Genomic DNA, 23,873 nt, shown 5'->3' on the forward strand with positions numbered 1-23,873 from the left:
GGCCGGGCGTCGGCCGAATGTCAGCGGCTGTCGCGCTGGTTGTCCCGACCTTGCGTTCCTGACTCCGGCCGGTACTCCTTCGCACCCATCGAGTTCTCACCCATCGGCTGCCCACTCGCCCACGCGACCCGCGGATCCCCCGGCGACTGCGCCGCGGTCGCCGGGCCGAACTTCGAGGGCGTGAAACCGGCCGCCTGAAGCGATTGCGCCAACTCCGGATCAACCTCCGCCCCAGCCGCCGGCGCCTCAGCAGCAGCCTGAGGTGCGGCAGCAGCCTGAGGTGCGGCAGCAGTCTGAGGTGCGGCAGCAGTCTGCGGTGCGGTCGCCTGCTCGGCTGTTTGCGGCTGCGGGCCAAGCGCATCCGCGATCCGCAACGCCGAAGCGGACGGCTCGAACTGGGAGCTCTCGAGCCTGCTGCCGGCGGTGCGCCGCACGTCGCCTTGCTGGTTGGCGACCTCCTGGGCCCGCGCGTTGGCGGCATTCGCCGTGTTGATCACGTACTGGGCGACTTCCGTCCTGTACTCCGAGGCCGCACCCAGCTGCCCCGCGAGCGTCTCCAGCGAACCGCGAACCGCGTTGATCTCACCCTGCGCGGCCGTCGATGCCTTCGTGAGCGCTTCGGAGTGCCGGTAACCGCCGGCCTCGTACTGCGCACTGCTCACCTCGGTCAAGGCAGCCTTGCCCTTGCCCAGGCCGGCGTCCGCGCTCTGCAGGCCCTCGCGAGCTCCAGCGACGGCACCCTTGAGGTCCTGCAGACTCTGACGCAGGTTCGTCGAAAGGGCATCCTTCCGGCCAGGCAACTGCTCGAGCTGGTCGAGGTGCTCCAGTGCTTCGTCGAGCTGTGCGTTGGAGTTCCGCAGTGGGCGGTCGAGGTCGCCGGTCAGCTCTTCCTGTGCGCCGGCCATCGAACGGCCCAACTGCGCCGCCCTGTCCTGAGACCAACCGAACGAGCTCCGCACGCTGTTGTCCGCCCGGAGGATCCTGTCGGTCCGCGCTTCCTGGCTCGCCTGATCGTTCCCGGGCGGTGCGGCGCCGGCCCGCCAGCTGTCGCTTTCGAGCGCCTGCAGGTGACTGACGTTGCCCAGCTCGCGGGCTGCCTCCAGCTGACGCCCGAGCGACCGGTGGAAGTCGGCCGCGCCGATGTCGTCCCGCAACGTGTCCAGTACCGCGCCGGCCTTCGCGATCGCCGCTGCGATCGGCTCGAGATGCTGCGCGTACGCACCTTCGTCAGCCATCGGTACCTTCCTTCGTGCGCTCTTCGTTCTCGGCCAGGGCGGCGCGCATCTTCTCGGCTACCTGCCGGACTTCCTCCTGGGCCGCTCGGAGTTGCCGTTCGACCGCTTGCTGCGGAGTTTCCTCCGTGGGCTGATCCTGCACGTTACCGTCCCCGTTCGTGTCGTCTACTGCCACATCGAGACTAGACGGCGCGGCGGGGGTTCCGGTTCCCGGGGTTTGCTGACGGTTCAGTTGTCGGCGGCAACCGGATTCGGGATCGCGCCGCCGTACCGGCGATCCCGCCGCGCGTACTGCTCGACCGCGCGCCACAGATCACGCCGGTCGAAGTCGGGCCAGAGCGTGTCCATGAAAACCATTTCCGCGTACGCCAGCTGCCAGATCAGGAAGTTGCTGGTCCGCTGCTCGCCCGAGGGCCGGATGTACAGGTCCACCTCGGGGATGTCCGGCGCGTACAGATGCCGGCCGATCGTCTTCTCGGTGATCCGGTCCGGGTTGAGCTTGCCCTCGGCAACATCCCGCGCGATCGACCGCATCGCGTCCGCGAGCTCCGCGCGGCCACCGTAGTTCACGCAGAACTGCAAGGTGATGGTGTCGTTGTGTTTGGTCCGCTCCTGCGCGTACTCCAGCTCGTCGATCACGCTCTTCCACAAACGCGGCCGGCGGCCGGACCACACCACGCGTACGCCCATCGCGTCCAGCTCGTCACGGCGCCGGTGGATCACCTCGCGGTTGAACCCCATCAGGAAGCGTACTTCCTCCGGCGACCGGGCCCAGTTCTCGGTGGAGAACGCGTACGCCGAGATGTACTTCACCCCGATCTCGATGCCGCCCTTGATCACGTCCAGTAACGACGCCTCGCCGGCCCGATGCCCCTCGGTCCGCGGCAGCCCGCGCTGCTTGGCCCACCGCCCGTTCCCGTCCATCACGATCGCCACATGCCGAGGCACCAGCTCCCGAGGCACCGCCGGCACCCGAGCCCCCGAAGGATGCGGCTCCGGAGCCACCACTACCTTCGGCTCCCCCGTCCCCACCCCAACAACCCGACCTCGGCGACGCCCAATAGGAGACATGCCCCAAAGTCTCCCATCCACCCCAGCCGCCCGATCACCCCTCCCTGACACCCCGCAAACCACCACCGGCAGCACTGTGCACCCTTGTGGATAACCCCCGCCCCGAACACCCTCCGTATGCAACCCTTAACCCAACGCACCCACGAACGGAGCCTCACCCCATGCCCCGCCGCCAGCTCCTCACCGCAGCTACCCTCAGCCTCCTAACACTGACCGCCTGCACCCCCTCCCCCAAAGCCGGCCGGCCCAACACCACCCCCACCACCCACACCAGCACCCCCGCCCCCATCCCGACTGCCACCGTCTCCGACCCAATCTGGACCCCGGAGCAGGAAGCGGCCATCACCGCCGCGAAAACTCGGTACGTCGCGGCTACTGCAGCGGTAGACAAAGCACTCGGCGCACCCGCCGCGCTAGACCGCTCAGCGCTTGAGAAGTCAGGTGTAGGAGGCGAATGGATTATCGAAATCATCGACCAGGCCAGGTCATTCACGAGGAGCGGCTGGTACCAGACCGGCGCCACGCGCATCGTCAGTACGAAGGTGAAATCAGTGAAGCTCGATGGCGGACAGCCAGAGGTGAACCTGATCAACTGCCTGGACACCTCGGCGCTCGTCACCAGGTTCGAGAAGGATCACAAGCCCGTACCGATGGGGCCAGGCACCGGAAAGCGTCGCCTGTTCACTTCTCGACTCGTCTATGCGGCTCCGGCACCAAGCGGGCAGAAGTTGTGGTTCCTCGTGGCTGATCAGGGCGGCGGGAAATGCTGAGTCGCCTGCGACTGCCCTGGATCAGCCTGGCGGCTCTGGCCGCCCTCGTCGCCACAAGCGGCGCGGCGATCGCGTACTCCGAACCACCACCCGGGCCACCACCTAGCCCGGGCCTTGAATGGGTCTGTGGGTACCGGAGCTGCCAGTGGATTGCAAAGAGCTATGTGACTCCTGGCGCACCACCGAGTACTCCTGGTACGCCCGGCAAGCATGCCAAGCAAACCAAAGCTGTCTGCACTTTCCGCGGAGCGCCCCAGCAGTGCACTGACGCGCAACTCGGCAACTGGTCGAACCAGCACCAGTGCTACATGCGCCGCGAAGTACCCTCTCCGCCGCCAGGAGACGTGCGCTGGCAAGGCCACACGAACGGAAGCATTTGGGCGTGCGTGCGCGAACAGGGATACGACGGCGGCCGCCACCTTGTCACTGAATGGGTATGGCTACCGGGCAGACCTGACACCGTCATCACCGATCCGGAGACGCTGGCCTACGAAGCCATCGCCAAGATGCACCTGCTGCCTCCCCTTGTCAGGAGTGCGCCGGGGATTGGGGAGGTTGGGCTGGTGAATATGCCGGTTTGGTTGTGGGTTGCGAAGACTGAGAATACGTGGGGGCCGATTGAGCGGGTGGCTAGTGTGCCTGGGTTGTCCGTGACGGCGAAAGCGCGGGTGGTTGCGGTTGACTGGTCGCTGGGAGACGGGCAGACCGTACGGTGTGAAGGGGCAGGGACGGCGTACACGGTGGCGATGGGTGTGCGGGACTCGCCGGATTGTGGGCATCGGTATAAGAAGACTTCGCGGGCGTTGGCTGATTGCAAGTACCCGGTGACGGCGACTGCGCGGTGGAAGGTTTCGTGGGAGAGCACGCTGGGTGAGGCGGGGCAGCTCGACCTGACGCAGGTAGCGGCGGCGCAGTTGCGGATCGGTGAGGCCGTGCCGGTTCTGGTCGATCCGGACGGAGGCGACCGGGTCACGCCGACAGAGCAGGTTGAGTGCTGAGGGCGGTCAGGTTTAGTCGACCCAGGTGGACACCACGAGCGACCGCGCAGGGCGACACCACGGGCGGCTGTGCAGGCGGACACCACGGATGGCTGCGTAGGTGATGGTGCGGCGCGGGTTGATGCCACGGGCAGCCGGGTGTGCGGCAGGCTGGGATCGTTGCCGGTGATGTGGCCAGTTCGAGCGGGTTGAGATCCGGTAGGCGGCGCTGTTGCTCCGCGAGCAAGGGCAGTTGGGTGGTTAACCACCGGGTTTGCTCGTTCGCGAGCGGGATGCGGCTTGTGAAGGGTCCTGTTCGCAGGTTAACCGCCCATGTTGCCGTCCGGAGCCGCGTCGCGAGCACGAGTGCGGGTGCGGGTGCGGGGGTTCAGCTGTGTGTTGGGGGGGTGGGGGCCGTGCAGTCGGGGTGGCGCTGCTCCCAGAATCGGCCAAGGGGTGGTTAGGCGGATTGGGGGTCGCGGGTGGGGGTATTGGGGGTGAGGTCTAGATGGGGGAAGGAACGTAGTTGGTTGTCTTGGTGGTAGGTGAAGAAGGCGGCGATGAGGCCGGTGGATTCTCGGCGGGTTTTGGGGTCGGCTTGGGTGGCGGCCGGCCAGTTGCCGGTGAGGAGGGCGGCGAGGTGGGTGACTGTGGCTTGGGCGGGCATGGCTGAGGCGGGTGGGCGGCAGGAGGTGCAGACCATGCCGCCGGAGGCGGGGTTGAAGGCTCGGTGCGGGCCTGGTTCGCCGCAGCGGGCGCAGTCGTCGAAAGAGGGCGCGTACCCGGCGATCGCCAGCGAGCGGAGCAGGAACGCGTCGAGGACCAGGGACGGTTCGCGTTCGCCGGTGGACAGGACGCGGAGCGCGCCGGCCAGCAGGAGGTGCTGCTGGGTGGCGGGTTCCTTCTCCTCGACGACCAGGCGGTCGGCGGTTTCCAGCAGGACGGTGCCGGCCGTGTACCGGGCGTAGTCGCCGACGATCCCCTCACCGTACGCCGCGATCGACTCCGCCTGCGTGACGACGTCGAGCGTACGGCCGGTCGCGAGCTGCAGGTCGACGTGACTGAACGGCTCCAGCCGGGCGCCGAACCGGGACGACGTACGCCGGACGCCTTTCGCGACCGCACGGACCTTCCCGTGCGCGCGAGTCAGCAGCGTGGCGATCCGGTCCGCCTCACCCAGCTTCTGGGTACGCAACACGATCGCCTGATCCCGGTAGAGCGGCACGAACTCAGTGTCTCACCCGCGACCGACATACTCCTCGAGGCTGGTCGCCGGGCGGCCGGTGAGATCCTGCACCGCGGTCGACACCTGGGACAGCTCACCGCTGGCGATGGCGGCGTACGACGTCACCCAGCCGGCAACTTCCCAGGCGGGCGCGCCGTACGACTCGCGGGAACGGTACGCCTCGTCGAGCGTCTCGGGCTCGTACCGAACCGCGCGACCCAACGCCTCGGACAGCACGGCTGCCGCTTCGGTCAGGGTGAAAGCGCTTGGGCCGGTCAGGTCGTACGTCGCGCCGGAATGACCGTCCGAGCCGAGCACCACGGCGGCGGCAGCGGCCACGTCGTCGCGGCTGACGGCGGCGACCCGCCCGTCACCGGCCGGCCCGCGGACCACGCCGTCCGCGCCGACACCGCCGGACACGAAGTCGAGGTACAGGTTGTCCCGCAGGAAGGTGTAGTCGACACCGCTGGCCCGGATGTGCTCCTCGGTGTGCCAGTGATCGCGCGCGAACGTGAACGTCGCGCCCGGCGCCGCGCCGACGAACGACGTGTACACGATCCGCCGTACGCCGGCCGCCACCGCCGCGTCAATGGTTGCCTTGTGCAAGGAAACCCGATCGGCCGACTCCGTTGCGCTGAGCAACATCAATACGTCGACGCCGTCCAGTGCGGACAGCAGCGCGGCATGCTCCCCGTACGCCGCCTGCGCGACCGATGCCCCGGGCAGCTGTGGCGCCCGGGCGGGATCGCGCACGATCAGCCGCAGCGGCTGCCCGGCGAGCCGCTCCGCGATCCGGGAGCCGAGCTGCCCGGTCGATCCGGTCAGGCCGATCACTTGCCCACCAAGTTCATTCCGCCGTCGGTATACCGTTGCCCCGCCACCGCATCCGGCGGGAACGCGGCGTCCAGGCCGGCCAGTTCGTCCGGGGTCAGGACGACATCGATCGCGCCGAGGTTCTCGGTCAGGTACGAACGGCGCTTGGTGCCCGGGATCGGTGCCACGTCATTGCCCTGCGCAAGCAACCAGGCGAGCGCGAGCTGGCTCGGCGTGACCCCCTTCGCCGCGGCCAGGGTCCGTACCTGCGCGACCAGGTCGAGGTTCTTCTGGAAGTTCTCCCCCTGGAACCGCGGCAGCCCGCGGCGCATGTCGTCCTCGGGGAAGTCGTCCGGCGAGGTGAGCTGCCCGGTCAGGAACCCGCGCCCGAGCGGGCTGAACGGCACGAACCCGATCCCCAGCTCACGCAGCGCCGGCAGCACCACGGTCTCCGGGTCGCGCGTCCACAGCGACCACTCGCTCTGCACGGCGGTGATCGGGTGTACGGCGTGCGCGGCGCGTACGGTGTCGCCGTTCACCTCCGAGAGCCCGAGGTACCGAACCTTGCCCGCTTCCACCATCGAGGCCATCGCACCGACAGTGTCCTCGATCGGGACCTGCGGATCCCGCCGATGCAAGTACCAGAGGTCGACGTGATCCACCCCGAGCCGCTGCAGCGAAGCGTCCAGCGCGGCCCGGGCGTACTCCGGTGAACCGTCGACGACAGTCGGCACCACGGTGGACTCGGATTTGGTGGTCCTGAAACCGAACTTGGTCGCAAGCACGACCTGGTCGCGGCGTCCGGCCAAGGCACGGCCGACGATCTCCTCGTTCTCGCCGTCGCCGTAGACGTCGGCGGTGTCGATGAAGGTGCAGCCGGCGTCGATCGCGGCGTGCAGGGTAGCGATCGACTCCGACTCGTCCGGCCGGACACCGTACGACTGGGACATGCCCATGCAGCCGAGGCCGAGACTGGAAACGGTCAGGTCACCGAGCTGGGATTGACGCATGCCCCGAACCTACCGCCGGGACCGGCCGAGCGGGGCAGCACCCCGCCTCAGCTGGCCGCGGCGGCGCTGACCGGTACGACAACCATCGTCGGATCGAGCTGAATCCGGTGGACTCCGAGCGGTACGAGCAGCTCCCGCAGACTGTCCTCCGACAGCCGCATCCACTCCTGGGCACCAGCCGCGGCCCGCAAGCCAGCCGGCGTACTGAACGCGATCCCGACCCGCGTCCCATCCGGCAACCGCCCGACCCGCAACGTCGCGATCTCACCAGCACACCGAACCGGAACAACCAAATGTCGACTACTCACCCTTCGACGCTAAACCGACCCGTTGACCCCGCCACCCTTTCTTACAAGCTTCACACGAGCCTCTCACACGGCAAATCGGTCGTACGGCGGACGACAGCACAGTGAGCTCGGTTGAGTTAGAGGGTCAGTTGGGTTGGCGTGTTTGGTGGGCCTGACTCCAGCAGGTGCCGGAGCAGGGCAGGGAGGTTGCGGGGGGCGAAGCGGCCCGGATCGGCTTCCAGCTCGGTGCGGGTCCACCACCGTAGGGCGTGGACGTTCTCGGCGCGGAGCTCGTCGGGACTGAGGGTGCCGGCTGGGTCGAAAGCCGTGGTGCGGATGAGGAAATAGTCATTGAGGACGCCGTCGTAGCCGGTGGCGTGGCCTTCGGCGACGACCTCTTGGTGCCAGAGGTGCGGCGGATCGGGAAAGCCTTCCAGACCGACTTCCTCGATCAGCTCGCGGCGGAGGCCTTCGACCACGGTCTCGCCGGGCTCCAGACCGCCGCCTGGGGTGGCCCAGAGCGGTCCGTCGGGGAACTCGAAGCGAACCAGCAGAATGCGGTCGTCGGGGTCGAGAATCACTCCACGTGCAGCCGGGCGGAGGCTGGGTAGGCGTAGTTCCAGTTCGCGGTGTTGTTCTACTGGGTGGAAGCCGAAGTGGGTGTTTACCTTGCGCATTGGGGCGTTGGTAAGGGCGGTCCAGGTGTGGAGGAAGCGTTGGGTTGTGCGGTGGTGGGCCAGTTGGTCCAGGTTTGCCAGTTTTAGGTGGGTGCCTAGGTTATGGCCGCGGTGCTCGCGTAGTACCAGCGTGTCGTCCTGCTGGGCATGTTCCGCGTCGGCTCGGGGCAGGTACATCAGGGTGTACCCGGCCGGCTGACCCGCGACGGTGTGGGCCATGGTCACCAGAGCCAGGTAGTTCCGGTTCAGGCGTACCTCGTTGGCCTCCAGTTTTTCCAGAGTCCACGGGACGACCTCGCGCGTCATGCCGCCGGTCGGTACGTCCTGATCCATCGCGGTGTGCAGATCCGCGTACGCCTGCAGATGCTCCGGCGGGCACACCCCCGCCCAGGACGTCAACCGGTACCCGTCGAGCCGCCCGGCGGACTCCCGCAGTTCCTCGAGCCGCACCTCGTCGAACGGGAGCGGCACGACCAGCTGCTCCTCGACGTGTTCGGTGACGAAGCCGAGCCGCTCCGCGAAGATCGCGCCAGGCCACGGCTCCGCCGGCACGCCCAGCTCGGTTTGCACGATCGTTCGGCCGAGTTGCGCGGTCCGGGTCGCCGCCCACTGCCACAGCGCCGTGCCGATCCCCCGCCGCCGGTGCTCCGGGGGTACGTCGATCTCGACCTCGACGGTGTCCAGATTGTCGGTCAGCCGGTACTCGAACAGCATCGCGCCGAGGACCCGGTCGTTCTCGAACGCGCCGACCGCGATCCGCGCCTTCACCGGGCTGGGGTTGCGCATCGAGTACCCGAGCGCTTCCCGGCCGATCACCAGCGCCGCGCTCCGGCCGGCGACCGCGCCGGCCCGGAAGGCGTCGTACCACTCGTCGAACAGGGCCAGGTCGGCCGGGTCGATCTCGCGAAGACTGATCACCCGGCCGACCCAACCAAACAATCGGGTCAGGACGCCAGTTCTTTACACCGGCGCAATCTTGCCCTGATACATGCCCATGATCACGAAGTTGTCCGCGTACGGCGCGTTCTTCAGGATCGGGTCGTCGTCGGCCGGGAACTTGGCCACCCGCTTGCCCTCGAGCGCCGGGTTGTTCCCGTAACGCTCCCAGAGCGGGATGATCGGCAGCAGTTCGTTGAACGCGTGCGCCGCGGCGGTGACGTTCTTCTTCTGCTCGTCCAGGTTCAGGCCCTGGGCCGACTTCTCCACCACTGCCTGCAGGTCGATCGGACCGGCCGAGGTGGTCTGCTTGAGCGGGAAGTTCATCCCCTTGCCACCGGAGTTCGCGGCGATCACGTAGTTGAACGTGTACAGGTCCTGGACGTACGAGAAGTACGGGTGCGGGTGGTTCGACGCGCCCCAGCTCTGGATCGCGAAGTCGAACTTGCCGGCCAGCACGTCCGGGGTCAGCTGGGTGAAGGTGATCCCCCGCTTGGTGATGTTGAAGCCGAACTTGTTCAGCTGGTCGGCCGCGTTGGTGGCAGCCGGGTTCCAGTCCGCGAACTCGGTCGGGAACTTGATGTCGTACGCCGCCGGCTTGCCGTTCGGCAGCATCCACTTGCCGCCGCTCTGCTTCCACCCGGCCGCCTGCAGCAGCTGAGTTGCCTTCGCCTCGTCCTTCTCGTACGCCTGCAGCTTCTTCTGGTCGGCGTCCGAGACCCAGTCCGGTACGGAGATGTCGGAGAAACCGGCCATGAACTTGCACGGCTTGCCGGAGTCGCCGAGCGCGACGGTGCCGTTCTCGGCCCGGTCCAGCACGTACGCGATCGCCTGCCGCACGCGGACATCGGAAAGCTCCGGGTGCGCGGTGTAGTTGAACACCAGCGCCGGACCGGAGTACACCGGCGGACGCAGAATCCGGAAGCCGCTGCCGAGCAGGGTCTTCTCGGTCGCCACCGCGAAACCGTGGGTGGCGTAGTCGACGTCCTTGTTCAGCACGACCGGCGTGACGTCGGAGGTCTCACCGTTGTACAGCACGACCTTGGTGAAGCTGATCTTGTCGGCGAACAGGCCCTTGTCGTTCTTGACCAGGGTCATCTGCGAGTTGGTCATGCTCTTCGGGTCGTAGTTGAACGGCCCCGACACGACCGGGTTCTCCGGACGGAACTTCTGGAAGTCGCCGTTCAGCTTCTTGCCCTCGTCGCTGTCCAGGCTGGTCTTGGCCTTCCGCATCGTCTCGGCCTTGGTCGCCCACTCACCGTAGACCGAGTCCGGCAGGATGCCGGCGCGGAGGATGTAGCGCTCCAGTACGGTCGACGGCGTGCCGATCGTGAACAGTACGGTGGTGTCGTCCTTGGCGCTGACGTCGGACAGGAACGTCCACGCCTGCTGGCGCATCAGCCAGTGCAGGTTGAACGTCGACACGACGTCCTTGGCGGTCACCGGCTTGCCGTCACTCCAGGTCAGCCCGGAGCGCAGTTTCAGGGTGTAGGTCTTGTTCGCCTCGTCCAGGGTCCCGGACTCGGCCATCATCCATTCCCATTTCTTGTCGGCCCAGTAGTACAGGCCGGCGCTCGGGTAGACGAGGTCGAAGTACGGGCTGGTGCTGGCCTGGATTCCGTCGGTGACACCGGCGGCCAGGTTGAAGTGGCCCTTGGGCGGCAGCTGGTACGGGTACGCGCCGTGGAACTCCTTGTCGCCGCCCTTGCTGTCACCCCCGCTGGCGTTCGGCTTGCTCGGCGAGCACGCCGCGGTCCCGATGCCGGCCGCGCCGACACCGGCGATACCGAACAGCTGGAGCACGTGCCGGCGGGAGACCGCGTTCGTCCGGGCGCTGGCGCCCGTCTCGTTGGGGCCGGAATCGTTGGTGCCGGTGGGACTCATCCTTCGTCCTTTCTGAGCTGACCACACGCCCATGTGCGGGTCAGGTACTGCTGGTGGGATTCAGTTACCGCCCTCGCGCTTGTCCCGCCGCCGGGTGTAGAGCACACCGGCGACGACCACCAGGCCCAGTAGCAGGCCCAAACACAAGGTGAACAGGGTGACGACGAACTCCGGGGTGCCCGGCGTCAGGGTGAGCAGCAGGACTCCGCTGGCCAGCACAAGGAACGCTGCCCAGCCGAGCGCCGCCCGGCCGATCTGGGGGCCCATCAGGCCCCCGGTCCGCCCGATCGCGCTTTGGGAGCGCCGTGCACCTCGGGTACGCCGTCGCGCGCGACCACGTGACACGCAGCGGACTGCCCGGACCGGATCTCGACCAGTTGCGGGACCTTCCCGTCGCACAGCCCGTCCTCGAACTGCGGGCAGCGCGGGTGGAACGAGCAGCCGGCCGGCAGGTTCGCCAGGCTCGGGATCTCCAGGCTGCGCAGGGATTCGCGGCCCTTGGTCTTGGTCAGGTCCGGGTCCGGCTCGGGGATCGCGTCGATCAGCGCCCGGGTGTACGGATGGGTCGGCGCGTTGATGATCTTCGGAGTCGGACCGAACTCGACGATCCGGCCCAGGTACATCACCGCGGTCTTGCCCCGCCAGCCGAAGTACTTGGCGATCGCCAGGTCGTGGGTGATGAACAGGAAACCGACGCCGAGATCGTCGCGGAGCCGGCCGAGCATCGCCAGTACGCTGATCCGGATCGACACGTCCAGCATCGACGTCGACTCGTCCGCGATGATCAGCTTCGGGTCGAGCGTCAGCGCCCGCGCCACCGCGACCCGCTGCCGCTGCCCGCCGGACAACTGGTGCGGGAACTTCGGCAGGTAGTTCGCGGCCGGCGTCAGGTCGACCTTGGTGAGCAACTCGACCGCCTTCTCGGCGGCTTCCTTCTTGCTCTTCACGACACCGTGCTTGAGCAGCGGCGCGGTGATCGTCTGCTGGATCGTCCGGGTCGGGTTCAGCGACGCGTACGGGTCCTGATGCACGTACTGCACGCTGCGCCGGAAGGTACCGAACTCGGCCCGCTTCATCGACCAGATGTCCGTGCCGCCGAACGAAACCTGCCCGCTGCTCGGCCGGGCCAGACCGGCCGCCATCCGGGCCGCGGTGGTCTTGCCCGAACCGCTCTCGCCGACCAGGCACAGCACCTCGCCGGGGTTGATCGACAGCTCGATGTCGTCCACCGCGCGGATCGGGCCGGCGGCGGTGTCGAACACCTGGCTGACCCCACCGAGGGTGATCAGCGGCGCCGCTTCCCGCGGGGACTTCTCCAGTGCGCTCACGATGCCGTCCCCAGGTTCTCGTTCGGTACCTCGCGTTCGAGGTGTACGTCCTTCGCGTGGATACAGGCCGCCTCGTGCGCGTCCCCCGGCTCGTCGGTGATCGGGACCAGCCGCGGATCGGTGGCGTTGCATTCCTCCGTCGCGTACTTACATCGCGGCGCGAAGGTACAGCCGGGTGGCAGCGCGGCCAGGCTGGGCGGTCCGCCGGGGATCGACTCCATGTCGGGCAGATCGCCGACGATCGGCGGCACCGCCTTGATCAGGCCGAGGGTGTACGGGTGCCGCGGCCGGTAGAACATGTCCCGTACGCCGCCGGTCTCGATGATGCGGCCGGCGTACATGGTGGCGACCCGGTCCGCGAGTTCGGCGGCCAGGGACAGGTCGTGCGAGATGAAGATCATCGAGAAGCCGAGCCGGTCGCGGACCTCGTGCAGTACGTCGACGACCGACCGCTGGGTGAGGATGTCGAGCGCGGTGGTCGGCTCGTCCAGGATCAGGACCTCGGGCTCGAGCAGCAGGCTCATCGCGATCAGTACGCGCTGCCGCATGCCGCCGGACAGCTCGTGCGGGTAGCTGTCCATCACCCGGGACGGCTCCAGGCGTACCAGCCGGAGCAGTTCGCCGGCCCGGTCCTCGATCTCCTGCTTGGTCGCCTTGGTGTGCGCGCGCATCGTGTCGTGCATGTGCGCGCGGATCTTCAGTACCGGGTTGAAAGCGTTCATCGCGCCCTGGAAGACCATCGCGGCGTCCCGCCAGCGGAACTTGCGCAGGTCCCGGCCGTCCAGGCCGAGGACGTCGATCTCGGTGCCGTCGCCGCGGTTGAAGGTCACCTTGCCGCTGGCGTGCCCGAGCCGCGGCAGCAACCGCAGCAGCCCGAGCCCGAACGTGGTCTTGCCGCAACCGCTCTCGCCGACCAGCGCCAGGCTCTCGCCCGGGTACAGGTCGAGGTCGACGCCGCGGACCGCCTCCACCGTCGCGCCGGCACCGGTCCGGTACTCGACCTTGAAGTCACGCACCGACAGCAGCGGTTTGCCTTCGCCACCACGCTTCGCGCGGGTACTCGCCGAGGTACTCGTCATCGCCATCACCGGTCCCGGAGCCGCGGGTTGAGGATCTCTTCGAGGGATCTCGTCATCATCACCAGTCCGAGCAGCAGCAGGATGATCGCGACCACCGGGCTCAGAATCCAGGCCAGGCTCGCGTCGTTGAAGATCGCGCCGGCGATCCAGGCGCGGTTCAGCATGATGCCCCAGTTCGAACCGGTCAGCGGGGCGAGGCCGAGCAGGTACAGACCGACCAGCTGATAGATCGCGCTGGTCACGCCGATCATGAAGTTCATCAGGATGAAGCTGGCCATGTTCGGCAGGATCTCGACGAACACCACCCGGATCGTGCCCAGGTCGAGCAGCCGGGCCGCCTCGACGAACTCGCGTTCCTTCAGCGAGAACACCTGCGCCCGGACCGCGCGGGTCAGGACCGGCCAGGACAGGCCACCGACCAGCAGCGCCAGCAGGATCGGCGAGTCCAGCTTGAAGAACGCGCCCATCACGGCGAGCAGCACGATCTGCGGAACGGTCAGCACGACGTCGGCCAGCGTCACCACCACCGAGTCGACCCAGCCACCCAGGTACGCGGCCAGTGACCCGAGCACGATCGCCAGCGCGGTCGAGATCGCGGCGGCGACGAAGCCGACGAAGATCACCGTCCGGCCGCCGCCGATCATCTGGATCAGGACGTCCTTGCCCTCGTTGTCGGTGCCGAGCAGGTGCCCCGGCGAACCGGCCGGGAGCAGGATCTCCTTGACGTTCGGGGACACGTCCGGGAGGAAGAACGGCACGATCGCGGTGATCAGTACCAGCAGCGCGACGATCACGAACCCGATGAAGCCGGCCGGGCTGCGGCGCAGCGATCGCAGGATGCCGGCGAACCGGGAGACCCCGGTGGTACCGATCGACGCGACCGGAATGGAAGCCTCGGTCATCTCGTCACCCCTTGCCCTTGCCCTGGACCCGGATCCGCGGATCCAGTCGGCTGTACAGGACGTCGGCGAGCAGGTTGGCCACCACCACCGAGATCGTCACCACCAGGAAGATGCCTTGCAGTACGGCGTAGTCGCGGCCGCTGACCGCGTTGTACAGGCTGAAGCCGATGCCCTGGTAGCCGAAGATGCGCTCGACGAAGATCGAGCCGCCGACGACGAAGCCGAGCGACACCGCGAGCTGGCTGAACAAGGGCAGGACGGCGTTGCGCCCGACGTACCCGGACCGGATCCGCGAGTCGGTCAGGCCGCGCGCCCGGGCCACCGTCACGTAGTCCTCGCCGAGGGTCTCGACCGTCGACGACTTCATCACCAGCGCCCAGGAGCCGACCGTGGTCAGCGCGTAGGCCAGGATCGGCAGCGTCGCGTGGTAGAAGATGTCGTTCAGGAAGCTGAAACTGAACGACGGCGTCACACCCGGCGTGTACGAGCCGCGGGCCGCGGTCAGGTCGAACCACTGCAGCTTCACGCCGAGGAAGACCACGATCAGGATCGCCAGGATGTAGTTCGGGATCGCGTGCAGCAGCGAGCCGATCGACGTCAGCAGATGATCGATCCACGTCTCCCGCCGGTACGCCATGATCATGCCCGCGACGATGCCGACGATGAAGCTGATCACGGTGGCGACGCCGACCGAGAACAGCGTCCAGGGCAGGTACGTCTTGATCACCGAGGCGACCGTGGTGCCCGGCGAGAGCATCGAGTTCCCGAAGTCGCCGTGCAGCATGTTGATCATGTAGTGGAAGTACTGCACGACGATTGGCTGGTTCGGGTCCAGCGAGAACAGGTTCTTCGCCTGCGCGGCCGCTGCCTCGTACGAGATACCGGTCTGCGCGATCTGGGTCGAGATATAGGTGTCGACCGGGTTCCCTGGTAACAATCTGACCAGGAAGAACGTCCCGGTCGTGACGATGAAGACCGTCAAGATCGCCTTGAACAGTCTTCGCACCAGCCAGGCGTTGAAGAACCGCCGTACGGCCGAAGGTCTCGGTTCGTCGGCAGGACCTTCGATCAGCTCCGCCGCGGACGTATCGACCGCACCGCTCACTGCTCACCTCCACACGACTGCAGGGGTCAAAGTGGGTGTCGCGGACCTTAGCAAGACGACTTAGTAATGCTGTCTTGCAAGAGTCTGCGCATTGTGACGACAGTGTGCGCAACCTCAGTCACCGAGTCAACGACTTGAGGCAACGTTGAGGCAACGTTGGGACAACGTTGCCCTGCGTGATGCGACGGTATCGGGGAGTACAGGAAATGCCCGCCTCCGACACGGAGACGGGCATCCTGCCTGAAGGTCGCGGCGACCGGCAGGGGCGCCGTTATGGGCTAGCGCGAAACGATCAGCGGTTTGCGCGGTTGACCGCGGAGACGACCGCCTTCAGCGACGCCGTGAGAATGTTGGCGTCCCGGCCGACGCCCCAGAGCACCTCGTCGCCGACCTCGCACTCGACGTACGCCGCGGCCAGCGCGTCGCCGCCGGCCGAGAGCGCGTGCTCGTGATAGTCAAGAACCCGGACGTCGTACTTCAGCGGCTGCAGCGCGTCCACGAACGCCGACACCGGACCGTTGCCCTCGCCGACCAGCTCGTGCGGTACGCCGTCGGCATAGACCTGCACCCGGAGCTGGTCGCCCTGACCCTCGCCGGACAGTGAGTTCACGCTCAGCAGCGACAGCTTCCCGGCCGCCAGGTACTCCCCCGCGAAGATGTCCCACATCTGCTTCGGGCCGACCTCGCCGCCCTCGTCGTCGGTGTGCTGCTGGATCACCCGGCTGAACTCGATCTGCAGCCGGCGCGGCAGGTCCAGGCGGTGCTCCGACTTCATGATGTACGCGACGCCGCCCTTGCCGGACTGCGAGTTCACCCGGATCACTGCCTCGTACGAACGGCCGACGTCCTTCGGGTCGATCGGCAGGTACGGCGCCTCCCAGGCGATCTCGCCGACCGGCCGGCCCTCCGCCGCGGCCTGCTTGTCCAGCGCCTCCAGGCCCTTCTTGATCGCGTCCTGGTGCGATCCGGAGAAAGCGGTGTAGACCAGATCGCCGGCGTACGGCTGCCGCTCCGGGACCCGCATCTGGGTGCAGTACTCGACCGTACGGCGGATCTCGTCGATATCGGCGAAGTTGATCTGTGGGTCGATGCCCTGGCTGAACAGGTTCATCCCCAGCGTCACCAGGTCGACGTTGCCGGTCCGCTCACCGTGCCCGAACAGGCAGCCCTCGACCCGGTCCGCGCCGGCCATCAGCGCCAGCTCGGTCGCGGCCACCGCGGTACCACGGTCGTTGTGCGGGTGCAGGCTGATCGTGCTGTGCTCCCGCCGGGTCAGCTGCCGGCCGAACCATTCGATCTGGTCCGCGTACACGTTCGGCGTACACATCTCGACCGTGGCCGGCAGGTTCAGGATGATCTCCCGGCCCGCGGCCGGCTGCCAGACGTCGCTGACCGCTTCACACACCTCGAGCGCGAACTCCAGCTCGGTCCCGGTGAAGATCTCGGGGCTGTACTGATAGCCGAACTCACAGTCGCCGAGCAGCTCGTCGGCGTACTTCATCACCGTCTCCGTACCGCGGACCGCGATCGTGCGGCACTCGGCCTTGTCCACATTGAACACCACCCGGCGGAACAGCGGCGCGGTCGCGTTGTACAGGTGGATGGTCGCCTTCGGCGAACCCTGCAGGGACTGGACGGTGCGCTCGATCAGCTCCTCGCGGGCCTGGGTCAGCACCGAGATGGTCACGTCGTCCGGGATCGCGTCACCCTCGATCAGGCTGCGGACGAAGTCGAAGTCGTACTGGCTGGCGCTCGGGAAACCGACCTCGATCTCCTTGTAGCCCATCTTCACCAGCAGGTCGAACATCCGCCGCTTGCGGGCCGGCGACATCGGCTCCACCAGCGCCTGGTTGCCGTCCCGGAGGTCGGTGGACAGCCAGCGCGGGGTGTGGTCGACGGACTTGGCCGGCCAGGTACGGTCCGGCAGGTCGATCGGCGGGAACGCCCGGTACCGGTGGGTCGGCATACCGGACGGCTGCTGGACGGGCTTGGGCTGGTTCTTCGGTGCCACGGAGGTTCTCCTCGGGGTGCGTCAGTGCTCAAGGTCGCTGGACGACCGGCGTACGACGAAACTCCGCGGCGAGGAAACCGGCCTTGTCAGGCCTCGCCGCGGCAGCGAAGGAGAAGAAACAGGTGCCGCATGATGCCAGCAGTCTACGCACGGCAACCACGACCCGTCGAACCGGGGTCCGGTGCACCGAAGGACAGGAGGTAGTCGCCCACCTCCGGCCACGCCGCGCTCAGCACACCTCGCCGGCAGCCACCAGCTGGCACTACCTCCTGTCCTTACGGCTCATTGGTCTGACGGAAACGGTGCTGGAGCGGATCGGGACGCACGGGCTCGGTGTGCTGGTGACGATCAAGCGGGACGGGCGGCCGCAGTTGTCGAACGTCACCTACGTGTTCGACGGGACCCGGGTACGGGTTTCGCTGACCGACGATCGCGCGAAGACACGTAATCTCCGGCGCGACCCGCGCGCCAGTCTGTACGTCGACGGGCCGCGTGGCCGGTCGTACCTGGTGCTGGAAGGTAAGGCCGAGCTCAGCCCGGTCGCGGCCGAGCCGAACGACGCGGTGGTCGACGACCTGGTCGACTACTACCGGACCGCCTCCGGCGAGCACCCGGACTGGGACGACTACCGCGCCGCGATGGTGCGGGACCGGCGGCTGGTGTTCTCGATGACGATCGACCACGCGTACGGAATGCCGGGCGCCGCGCTCCGTTAAACCAGGTGCGGAAACCGATCGTCTCGTTGGACGCTGTGCTGGTGGAGATCACAAAACTGTCGCCCGACGACGAAGCCGGGTGCATCGACGCCGTAGGCATCAAGAACGCCGTACTCGCGCAGGACTGCCCCGAGATGGTGCCGTCCACGCCTCGCGGGTTCGCGAACATGCTGCGGTACGGCTGGGATCTGGAGCCCGGGCACGCGTTTCTTGCCCGCGACGCCGACGGGACCGCCGTCGGCGTACTGAACGTCGACGTCAACCTGTACGACAATACCAACCAGGTCTGGATCGACGTCGACGTCCACCCGGACCACCACGGCCGCGGCATCGGGTCGGCCCTGGTCGAACGCGCCGAAGCGTTCACCCGTGAGCTCGGCCGGGACACCATCGGCTACGGCTGCCTGGACCTGCCCGCCGACGACGAGTTCGCCCGCGCGCACGGTTTCGAGCAGAAGGCGATCGAGGTGAACCGCCGGCAGGACCTGAGCACGCTCGACTGGGACGTGGTCCAGCGGATGTACGACGAAGCGGTCGCCGCGTCCACCGGGTACGAGCTGACCATGCTGACCGGCGCGCTGCCCGGCGACCTGCTCGAGCCGATGGTGGAACTGACCGGCTCGATCAACGACGCGCCGAAGGACGACCTCGACCTCGAGGACGACGTCTTCAGCCCGGAGCGACTGCGGGCGTACGAGGAGGCGCAGGCGAAGAGCGACCACACCATCTACCGGGTGATCGCACGGGAGAAGGCCACCGGCGCGCTGGCCGGGCACACGGTCATCGCCGTCGAGCGGGAGCGGCCGCACCTCGGCGAGCAGCACGACACCGCCGTCGCCCGGGCGCATCGCGGTCACCGGTTGGGCGCGCTGGTGAAGTCCGCGATGCTGCTCTGGCTGCGCGAGGCCGAGCCGCAACTGGCCCGGGTCGACACCTGGAACGCCGAGTCGAACAACCACATGATCGGCATCAACGAAAAGCTGAACTACCAAATCGTCACCCGCACACTCGCCTACCAGAAGACGATCTGATTAATCGGCAGCTCGACAGGAGGTGTCGCCGATCTGCCGCCTCTCACCCGACCGCTTACGCGGGCGGCCGGCGGCAGTGGGCGTATACGTACTGTCGAGCTGCCGGTGTTCTCACACTGGCTCGACGATGGTGACCTTCATTTGGTTGGACAGGGTGAAGCCGAGTGACTCGTAGAGGCGGATCGCGGTGGTGTTGCTGCCGCCGGTGTGCAGGAACGGACTGCGGCCGGCGGCGGTGATGTCCGCGGCCACGGCCCGGATCAGCCGGGTCGCGAGACCCTGGCCGCGCGCCGACGGGTGGGTGCAGACGGCGCTGATCTCGGTGTGCCCGGGCAGGCTGAAACGCGTCCCGGCCATCGCGATCAGCTCGCCGTCGCGACGGATGCCCAGGTACGTACCGAGCTCGATCGTCCGGCTGCGGAACGGACCGGGGTCGGTCAGCGCGACGAGTGCCAGCATGTCCGGTACGTCGTCCAGGCCGAGTGTTGTCGCTTCAGGATCCGCGGCCGGGAGATCCGCCGGTGCGGTGAACTGCACCAGGTCGATCACTCGGTCCAGCTTGAAGCTGCCGGGAACGGGGAGCTCGGGGCGCATCAGCGCGACGGACGTGCCGGGACCGAGCAGGACGGCAGCGTCCGCCCAGTCTTTGTCGGTCGGCTCGTCAGGCAGCGCAAGAAACGGCGCCACCGCGGCCGGATACCGCCGCGCGTTGCCACGAACCTCGGCGACCCCGGCATGCGGACCGGTCAGAGCGGCGTACACCGGATTGGTCAGTGCAGAAGATTCCACCGTCAGAAGCCCAGTTTGCGGAGGTGTTTGGCGTCGGTTTGCCAGTTCTTGGCGATCTTGACGTGCAGGTCCAGGTACACCGGCGTGCCGAGCAGGGCCTCGATCTGGCGCCGGGACGCGGCGCCGACCTCGCGGAGCCGGGCGCCCTTGTGCCCGATCACGATCCCCTTCTGGCTCTCCCGCTCCAGGAAGATGTTCGCGTAGATGTCCAGCAGCGGCTTGTCCTTCGGCCGGTCCTCGCGCAGGTTCATCTCGTCGATCGTGACCGCGATCGAGTGCGGCAGCTCGTCCCGGACCCCCTCCAGCGCGGCCTCGCGGATCAGCTCGGCGACCAGCGTCTCCTCCGGCTCGTCGGTGATGTCGCCGTCCGGGTACAGCGGGAACCCGTTCGGCAGCAGCTTGACCAGCTCGTCGGCGACCAGGTCCACCTGGAACCCGGACGTCGCGGACACCGGCACGATCGACGCCCACTCGATCCCGGCCGCTTCGCCGAGTGCCTGGATCTCGGCCAGGTGCTCGACCATCCGGTCCGGTTCGACCAGGTCCGCTTTGGTGGCCAGCGCGACCTTCGGCGTCTTCGCGACCTTCGCCGCCTCGCCGACCAGGAACCGGTCACCGGGCCCGATCTTGTCGCTCGCGGGCAGGCAGACCGCGATCACGTCGACCTCGGCCCAGGTGGTCTTGACCAGGTCGTTCAGTCGCTCGCCCAGCAGCGTACGCGGCTTGTGCAGGCCCGGCGTGTCGACCAGGATCAACTGTGCGTCCGGCCGGTGCACGATGCCGCGTACGGCGTGCCGGGTGGTCTGTGGTTTCGACGAGGTGATGACGATCTTCTTGCCGACCAGCGCGTTCGTGAGTGTCGACTTGCCCGCGTTCGGACGGCCGACGAAACAGGCGAAGCCGGACTTGAACTCCTCAGGTGTTGACGACATCGAGCACCTCCCCCGAACCGTCGGCGCGCACCACCGGGATCGCCGCGCCGGCGAAGTGCCGGACCACGTTCACGTCGACCTGCTCCGCGTCGGTGACGACCGCGCCCGCTTCCAGACCCTTCACCCCCGACGACAACGCCATCGCGACCGCAAGCTGCAGCGCGCTCAACTCGACGGTGTCGAGCGCGACCGTGCAGGCGCTGTACGTACGCCCGTCGCTGTCCCGCACGGCGGCGCCCTCAAGAGCGCGTGTACGGGCACGCGCGGCACGAGCGAGGGTGACGAGTTTGGCGTCCTCCGCCGACAGGTCTGACAAGAAATACTCCAAAAACTGAGCTGCTGAGTGGGTCGAGCTGGGGTTAGGCGTGCTGGTGGTTCTGGTCGTGCGGGGTGGGGGCCGGGGTTTCCCGGCGTACCAGGACGGTACCTACCTGGTTGCGGCGGCCGGACGGGCGTTCGGCGGTCAGGGACAGGCCGGCGATCTCGACCTCGGCGCCGGGGATCGGCACCTTGCCGAGCAGTTTCGCCATCAGGCCGCCGACGGTGTCCACGTCGTCATCGTCCAGCGGCACCCCGAACAGCTCGCCGAGCTCGTCGATCGGCAGCCGCGCGGACACCCGGTACCCGCCGTCGGACAGCTCCTGCACCGAGTCCGGGTCCTCGTCGTACTCGTCGGTGATCTCGCCGACGATCTCCTCCAGGATGTCCTCGATCGCGACCAGACCGGCGGTACCGCCGTACTCGTCGACGACGATCGCCAGGTGCATCCGGGCCGCCTGCATCTCGCGCAGCAGCTGGTCCACCGGCTTGGAGTCGGGCACGTACATGCACGGCCGCATCACCGACTCGACCCGCTCGGTCGACTCGGCCTGGGCGTTGTCGTACACCCGGCGCATCACGTCCTTCAGGTACACCACGCCGGCGATGTCGTCGAGCGACTCACCGATCACGGGGATTCGCGAGTACCCGGAACGCAGCGCCAGCGAGGTGAGCTGCCGGAGCTTCTTGTGCTTCTCGATGTAGACCATGTCGGTCCGCGGCACCATCACCTCGCGGACGATGGTGTCACCGAGCTCGAACACCGAGTGGATCATCTGCCGCTCGCCGGACTCGATCACCGCGGACTTCTCCGCGTAGTCGACCAGCGCCCGCAGCTCGGCCTCGGTCGCGAACGGACCTTCGGCGTACCCCTTGCCCGGGGTGAGCGCGTTGCCGAGCAGGATCAGCAGCTTCGGCACCGGACCGAGCGCCTTGGTCAGCGCCATCACCGGACCGGCGGACAGGATCGCGAACCGGTCGGAGTGCTGGCGGCCGAGCGTCCGCGGCGCGACCCCGATGATCACGAACGACACCAGCACCATCACGACCGAGGTGATCAGGATGTGCTCCCAGGTCACCTCCAGTACGACCGACAGCGCCTGCGTGACCAGGACGATCGCGGTGATCTCGCAGCTCAGCCGGAGCAGCAGCAACGAGTTCAGGTACCGCGGGGCGTCCGACAGCAGGTCCCGCAGCCGGACCGCGCGCAGGTTGCCCTGCTCGACCTGCTCGTTCGCCCGCACCTTCGAGTACGACGACAGCGCCGCCTCCGCGCCGGCGAACAACCCGGCGAGCAGCACCAGCACCGCGGCCACAACCAGCAGAACGAGGTCGTGGTAGGTCATCGAAGCGTCACTCCTGCCCGAGATGGCTGCCTGGTGCGCGCCAGGCTTCCAGCAGACGGCCCTGGATGTCCCACATTTCCGCCTTCTCGGCGGGTTCGGCGTGGTCGTAGCCGAGCAGGTGCAGGATGCCGTGCACCGTCAGCAGCTCCAGCTCGGCCCAGGTGCCGTGACCGGCCTTCGCGCCCTGCGCGGCCGCGACGGTCGGGCAGAGCGCGATGTCACCGAGATGGCCGAGCGGCAGGTCACCCTCGTCGGACTCGTCCGACCCGGGCCGCAACTCGTCCATCGGCCACGACATCACGTCGGTCGGACCGGGCAGGTCCAGGAACTCGACGTGATACCGCGCCATCGTGTCCTCGTCGACCAGCTTGATCGACAGCTCGCATTCCGGGTGCAGCCGCAGCGACGACAGTACGAACCGGCTGAGCCGCATCAGTCCCTGCGCGTCGATCTCGACGCCGGACTCGTTGTTGACCTCGACGTTCATCGCTTGTCGTCAGCGCTACCTTCATAGTTTTCGTACGCCGACACGATCCGGCCGACCAGTTTGTGCCGGACCACGTCGTGCGAGGTCAGCCGGCAGAACGCCAGGTCCTGGACGCCGTCCAGGATGTTCTGTACGACCCGCAGCCCGGAGTTGGTCCCGGTCGGCAGGTCGACCTGGGTGACGTCACCCGTGACCACCATCTTGGACCCGAACCCGAGCCGGGTGAGGAACATCTTCATCTGCTCCGGCGAGGTGTTCTGCGCCTCGTCCAGGATGATGTACGCGTCGTTCAGCGTCCGGCCGCGCATGTACGCCAGCGGGGCGATCTCGATCGTCCCGGCCGTCATCAGCCGCGGGATCGACTCCGGGTCGAGCATGTCGTGCAGCGCGTCGTACAGCGGCCGCAGGTACGGGTCGATCTTCTCCGACAGCGTGCCGGGCAGGAAGCCGAGCCGCTCGCCGGCCTCGACGGCCGGCCGGGTCAGGATGATCCGGGTGACCTCCTTGGCCTGCAGCGCCTGGACCGCCTTGGCCACCGCCAGATAGGTCTTGCCGGTACCGGCCGGGCCGATGCCGAACACGATCGTGTTCTTGTCGATCGCGTCCACGTACCGCTTCTGGTTCAGCGTCTTCGGCCGGATCGTCCGGCCGCGGCTGGACAGGATGTTCTGGGTCAGCACGTCCCGCGGGCTCTCCGCGGTCGCCTGCTTGATCATCGCGATGCTGCGCTCGACCGAGTCCGCGGTCAGCCCGTGCCCGGTCCGGACCACGGCGATCAGCTCGTCGATCAGCCGCTCGGCCAGGGCCAGCTCGGCCGGCTCACCGACCAGCGTGATCTCGTTGCCGCGGACCATGATGTCGGCGGCGAACTCCTTCTCGACGATGCGGAGGAACTCGTCCCGGGCGCCGAGCAGGGCAACCATGTCGATGCTGTTCGGCACGAC

The 23,873-nt window shown here is 67.6% G+C and carries 25 protein-coding genes; 4 read left to right on the plus strand and 21 right to left on the minus strand.

Annotated features, from left to right (window positions below):
* Positions 1-20 precede the first annotated feature (20 nt).
* Genes HDA44_RS14070 through HDA44_RS14080 form a run of 3 tightly spaced genes read right to left on the minus strand, consistent with a single transcriptional unit; the run spans position 21 to position 2,306 of the window.
* Complete coding sequence (locus HDA44_RS14070; protein WP_184834518.1) at positions 21-1,235, minus strand: hypothetical protein; 1,215 nt, start codon at positions 1,233-1,235, stop codon at positions 21-23.
* Positions 1,228-1,410, minus strand: coding sequence for a hypothetical protein (locus HDA44_RS14075; protein ID WP_184834520.1), 183 nt, complete (start codon positions 1,408-1,410; stop codon positions 1,228-1,230). The genes HDA44_RS14070 and HDA44_RS14075 overlap by 8 nt, the downstream gene beginning before the upstream one ends.
* A gap of 53 nt (positions 1,411-1,463) precedes the next feature.
* Entirely contained in the window at positions 1,464-2,306 is an 843-nt protein-coding gene (locus HDA44_RS14080) for an isoprenyl transferase (protein ID WP_184834522.1), read from the minus strand.
* A gap of 161 nt (positions 2,307-2,467) precedes the next feature.
* Here HDA44_RS14080 and HDA44_RS14085 point away from each other — a divergent pair, with 161 nt between their 5' ends.
* Both HDA44_RS14085 and HDA44_RS14090 read left to right on the plus strand, forming a co-directional pair.
* Entirely contained in the window at positions 2,468-3,076 is a 609-nt protein-coding gene (locus tag HDA44_RS14085) for a hypothetical protein (protein ID WP_184834524.1), read from the plus strand.
* 386 nt (positions 3,077-3,462) lie between these two features.
* Complete coding sequence (locus HDA44_RS14090; RefSeq protein WP_184834526.1) at positions 3,463-4,074, plus strand: ATP/GTP-binding protein; 612 nt, start codon at positions 3,463-3,465, stop codon at positions 4,072-4,074.
* 439 nt (positions 4,075-4,513) lie between these two features.
* On the opposite strand, the gene recO is transcribed toward HDA44_RS14090, so the two are convergent.
* From recO to leuA, 12 genes are all read right to left on the minus strand, one after another.
* Positions 4,514-5,278 (minus strand): DNA repair protein RecO, encoded by a 765-nt coding sequence (gene recO / locus HDA44_RS14095; protein WP_184834528.1) that lies wholly within the window; start codon positions 5,276-5,278, stop codon positions 4,514-4,516.
* A gap of 12 nt (positions 5,279-5,290) precedes the next feature.
* Complete coding sequence (locus HDA44_RS14100) at positions 5,291-6,112, minus strand: NAD(P)H-binding protein (protein ID WP_184834530.1); 822 nt, start codon at positions 6,110-6,112, stop codon at positions 5,291-5,293.
* On the minus strand, positions 6,109-7,101 hold the full coding sequence (locus HDA44_RS14105; protein ID WP_184834531.1) for an aldo/keto reductase: 993 nt from the start codon (positions 7,099-7,101) through the stop codon (positions 6,109-6,111). Before HDA44_RS14105 ends, HDA44_RS14100 begins: the two co-directional genes overlap by 4 nt.
* 47 nt (positions 7,102-7,148) lie before the next feature.
* Positions 7,149-7,409 (minus strand): SAV_915 family protein, encoded by a 261-nt coding sequence (locus HDA44_RS14110; protein ID WP_184834533.1) that lies wholly within the window; start codon positions 7,407-7,409, stop codon positions 7,149-7,151.
* 116 nt (positions 7,410-7,525) lie between these two features.
* Positions 7,526-8,983, minus strand: a complete 1,458-nt coding sequence (locus HDA44_RS14115) for a GNAT family N-acetyltransferase (protein ID WP_184834535.1) — start codon at positions 8,981-8,983, stop codon at positions 7,526-7,528.
* Between the two features lie 42 nt (positions 8,984-9,025).
* Positions 9,026-10,885 carry an ABC transporter substrate-binding protein gene (locus HDA44_RS14120; protein ID WP_184834537.1) on the minus strand — a complete coding sequence of 620 codons (1,860 nt, stop codon included), beginning with the start codon at positions 10,883-10,885 and terminating at the stop codon, positions 9,026-9,028.
* 60 nt (positions 10,886-10,945) lie between these two features.
* The gene (locus HDA44_RS14125) at positions 10,946-11,152 is read right to left on the minus strand and encodes a hypothetical protein (RefSeq protein WP_184834538.1); all 207 of its coding nucleotides are present in this window, start codon (positions 11,150-11,152) and stop codon (positions 10,946-10,948) included.
* On the minus strand, positions 11,152-12,213 hold the full coding sequence (locus HDA44_RS14130; protein ID WP_184844902.1) for an oligopeptide/dipeptide ABC transporter ATP-binding protein: 1,062 nt from the start codon (positions 12,211-12,213) through the stop codon (positions 11,152-11,154). The genes HDA44_RS14125 and HDA44_RS14130 overlap by 1 nt, the downstream gene beginning before the upstream one ends.
* Positions 12,210-13,292, minus strand: coding sequence for an ABC transporter ATP-binding protein (locus HDA44_RS14135; RefSeq protein WP_184834540.1), 1,083 nt, complete (start codon positions 13,290-13,292; stop codon positions 12,210-12,212). Before HDA44_RS14135 ends, HDA44_RS14130 begins: the two co-directional genes overlap by 4 nt.
* A gap of 5 nt (positions 13,293-13,297) precedes the next feature.
* Entirely contained in the window at positions 13,298-14,194 is an 897-nt protein-coding gene (locus tag HDA44_RS14140; RefSeq protein ID WP_184834542.1) for an ABC transporter permease, read from the minus strand.
* 4 nt (positions 14,195-14,198) lie between these two features.
* On the minus strand, positions 14,199-15,299 hold the full coding sequence (locus HDA44_RS14145; RefSeq protein WP_337905976.1) for an ABC transporter permease: 1,101 nt from the start codon (positions 15,297-15,299) through the stop codon (positions 14,199-14,201).
* A gap of 292 nt (positions 15,300-15,591) precedes the next feature.
* A complete protein-coding gene (gene leuA / locus HDA44_RS14150; RefSeq protein ID WP_202888212.1) occupies positions 15,592-17,265 on the minus strand; it encodes a 2-isopropylmalate synthase in 1,674 nt (557 codons plus the stop codon).
* A 347-nt stretch (positions 17,266-17,612) separates the two neighbouring features.
* Between leuA and HDA44_RS14155 the strand changes: the two genes are divergently transcribed.
* Both HDA44_RS14155 and HDA44_RS14160 read left to right on the plus strand, forming a co-directional pair.
* Positions 17,613-18,026 (plus strand): PPOX class F420-dependent oxidoreductase, encoded by a 414-nt coding sequence (locus HDA44_RS14155; RefSeq protein WP_337905978.1) that lies wholly within the window; start codon positions 17,613-17,615, stop codon positions 18,024-18,026.
* A gap of 41 nt (positions 18,027-18,067) precedes the next feature.
* Entirely contained in the window at positions 18,068-19,057 is a 990-nt protein-coding gene (locus HDA44_RS14160) for a GNAT family N-acetyltransferase (RefSeq protein WP_337905979.1), read from the plus strand.
* A 111-nt stretch (positions 19,058-19,168) separates the two neighbouring features.
* On the opposite strand, the gene HDA44_RS14165 is transcribed toward HDA44_RS14160, so the two are convergent.
* From HDA44_RS14165 to HDA44_RS14190, 6 genes are read right to left on the minus strand one after another with little or no spacing between them, the layout of a single operon-like run.
* The gene (locus HDA44_RS14165; RefSeq protein WP_337905980.1) at positions 19,169-19,846 is read right to left on the minus strand and encodes a GNAT family N-acetyltransferase; all 678 of its coding nucleotides are present in this window, start codon (positions 19,844-19,846) and stop codon (positions 19,169-19,171) included.
* Between the two features lie 2 nt (positions 19,847-19,848).
* Positions 19,849-20,778 (minus strand): GTPase Era, encoded by a 930-nt coding sequence (gene era, locus HDA44_RS14170; protein ID WP_184834546.1) that lies wholly within the window; start codon positions 20,776-20,778, stop codon positions 19,849-19,851.
* Positions 20,762-21,094, minus strand: a complete 333-nt coding sequence (locus HDA44_RS14175; protein WP_184834548.1) for a cytidine deaminase — start codon at positions 21,092-21,094, stop codon at positions 20,762-20,764. The genes era and HDA44_RS14175 overlap by 17 nt, the downstream gene beginning before the upstream one ends.
* Before the next feature lie 43 nt (positions 21,095-21,137).
* A complete protein-coding gene (locus HDA44_RS14180; RefSeq protein ID WP_184834550.1) occupies positions 21,138-22,442 on the minus strand; it encodes a hemolysin family protein in 1,305 nt (434 codons plus the stop codon).
* 7 nt (positions 22,443-22,449) lie between these two features.
* The gene (ybeY, locus tag HDA44_RS14185) at positions 22,450-22,929 is read right to left on the minus strand and encodes an rRNA maturation RNase YbeY (RefSeq protein ID WP_184834552.1); all 480 of its coding nucleotides are present in this window, start codon (positions 22,927-22,929) and stop codon (positions 22,450-22,452) included.
* On the minus strand, positions 22,926-23,852 hold the full coding sequence (locus tag HDA44_RS14190) for a PhoH family protein (protein WP_184843582.1): 927 nt from the start codon (positions 23,850-23,852) through the stop codon (positions 22,926-22,928). Before HDA44_RS14190 ends, ybeY begins: the two co-directional genes overlap by 4 nt.
* Positions 23,853-23,873: the final 21 nt, after the last annotated feature.

Origin of the sequence: Kribbella solani (assembly GCF_014205295.1) — a bacterium.
Taxonomy (GTDB): Bacteria; Actinomycetota; Actinomycetes; order Propionibacteriales; family Kribbellaceae; genus Kribbella; species Kribbella solani.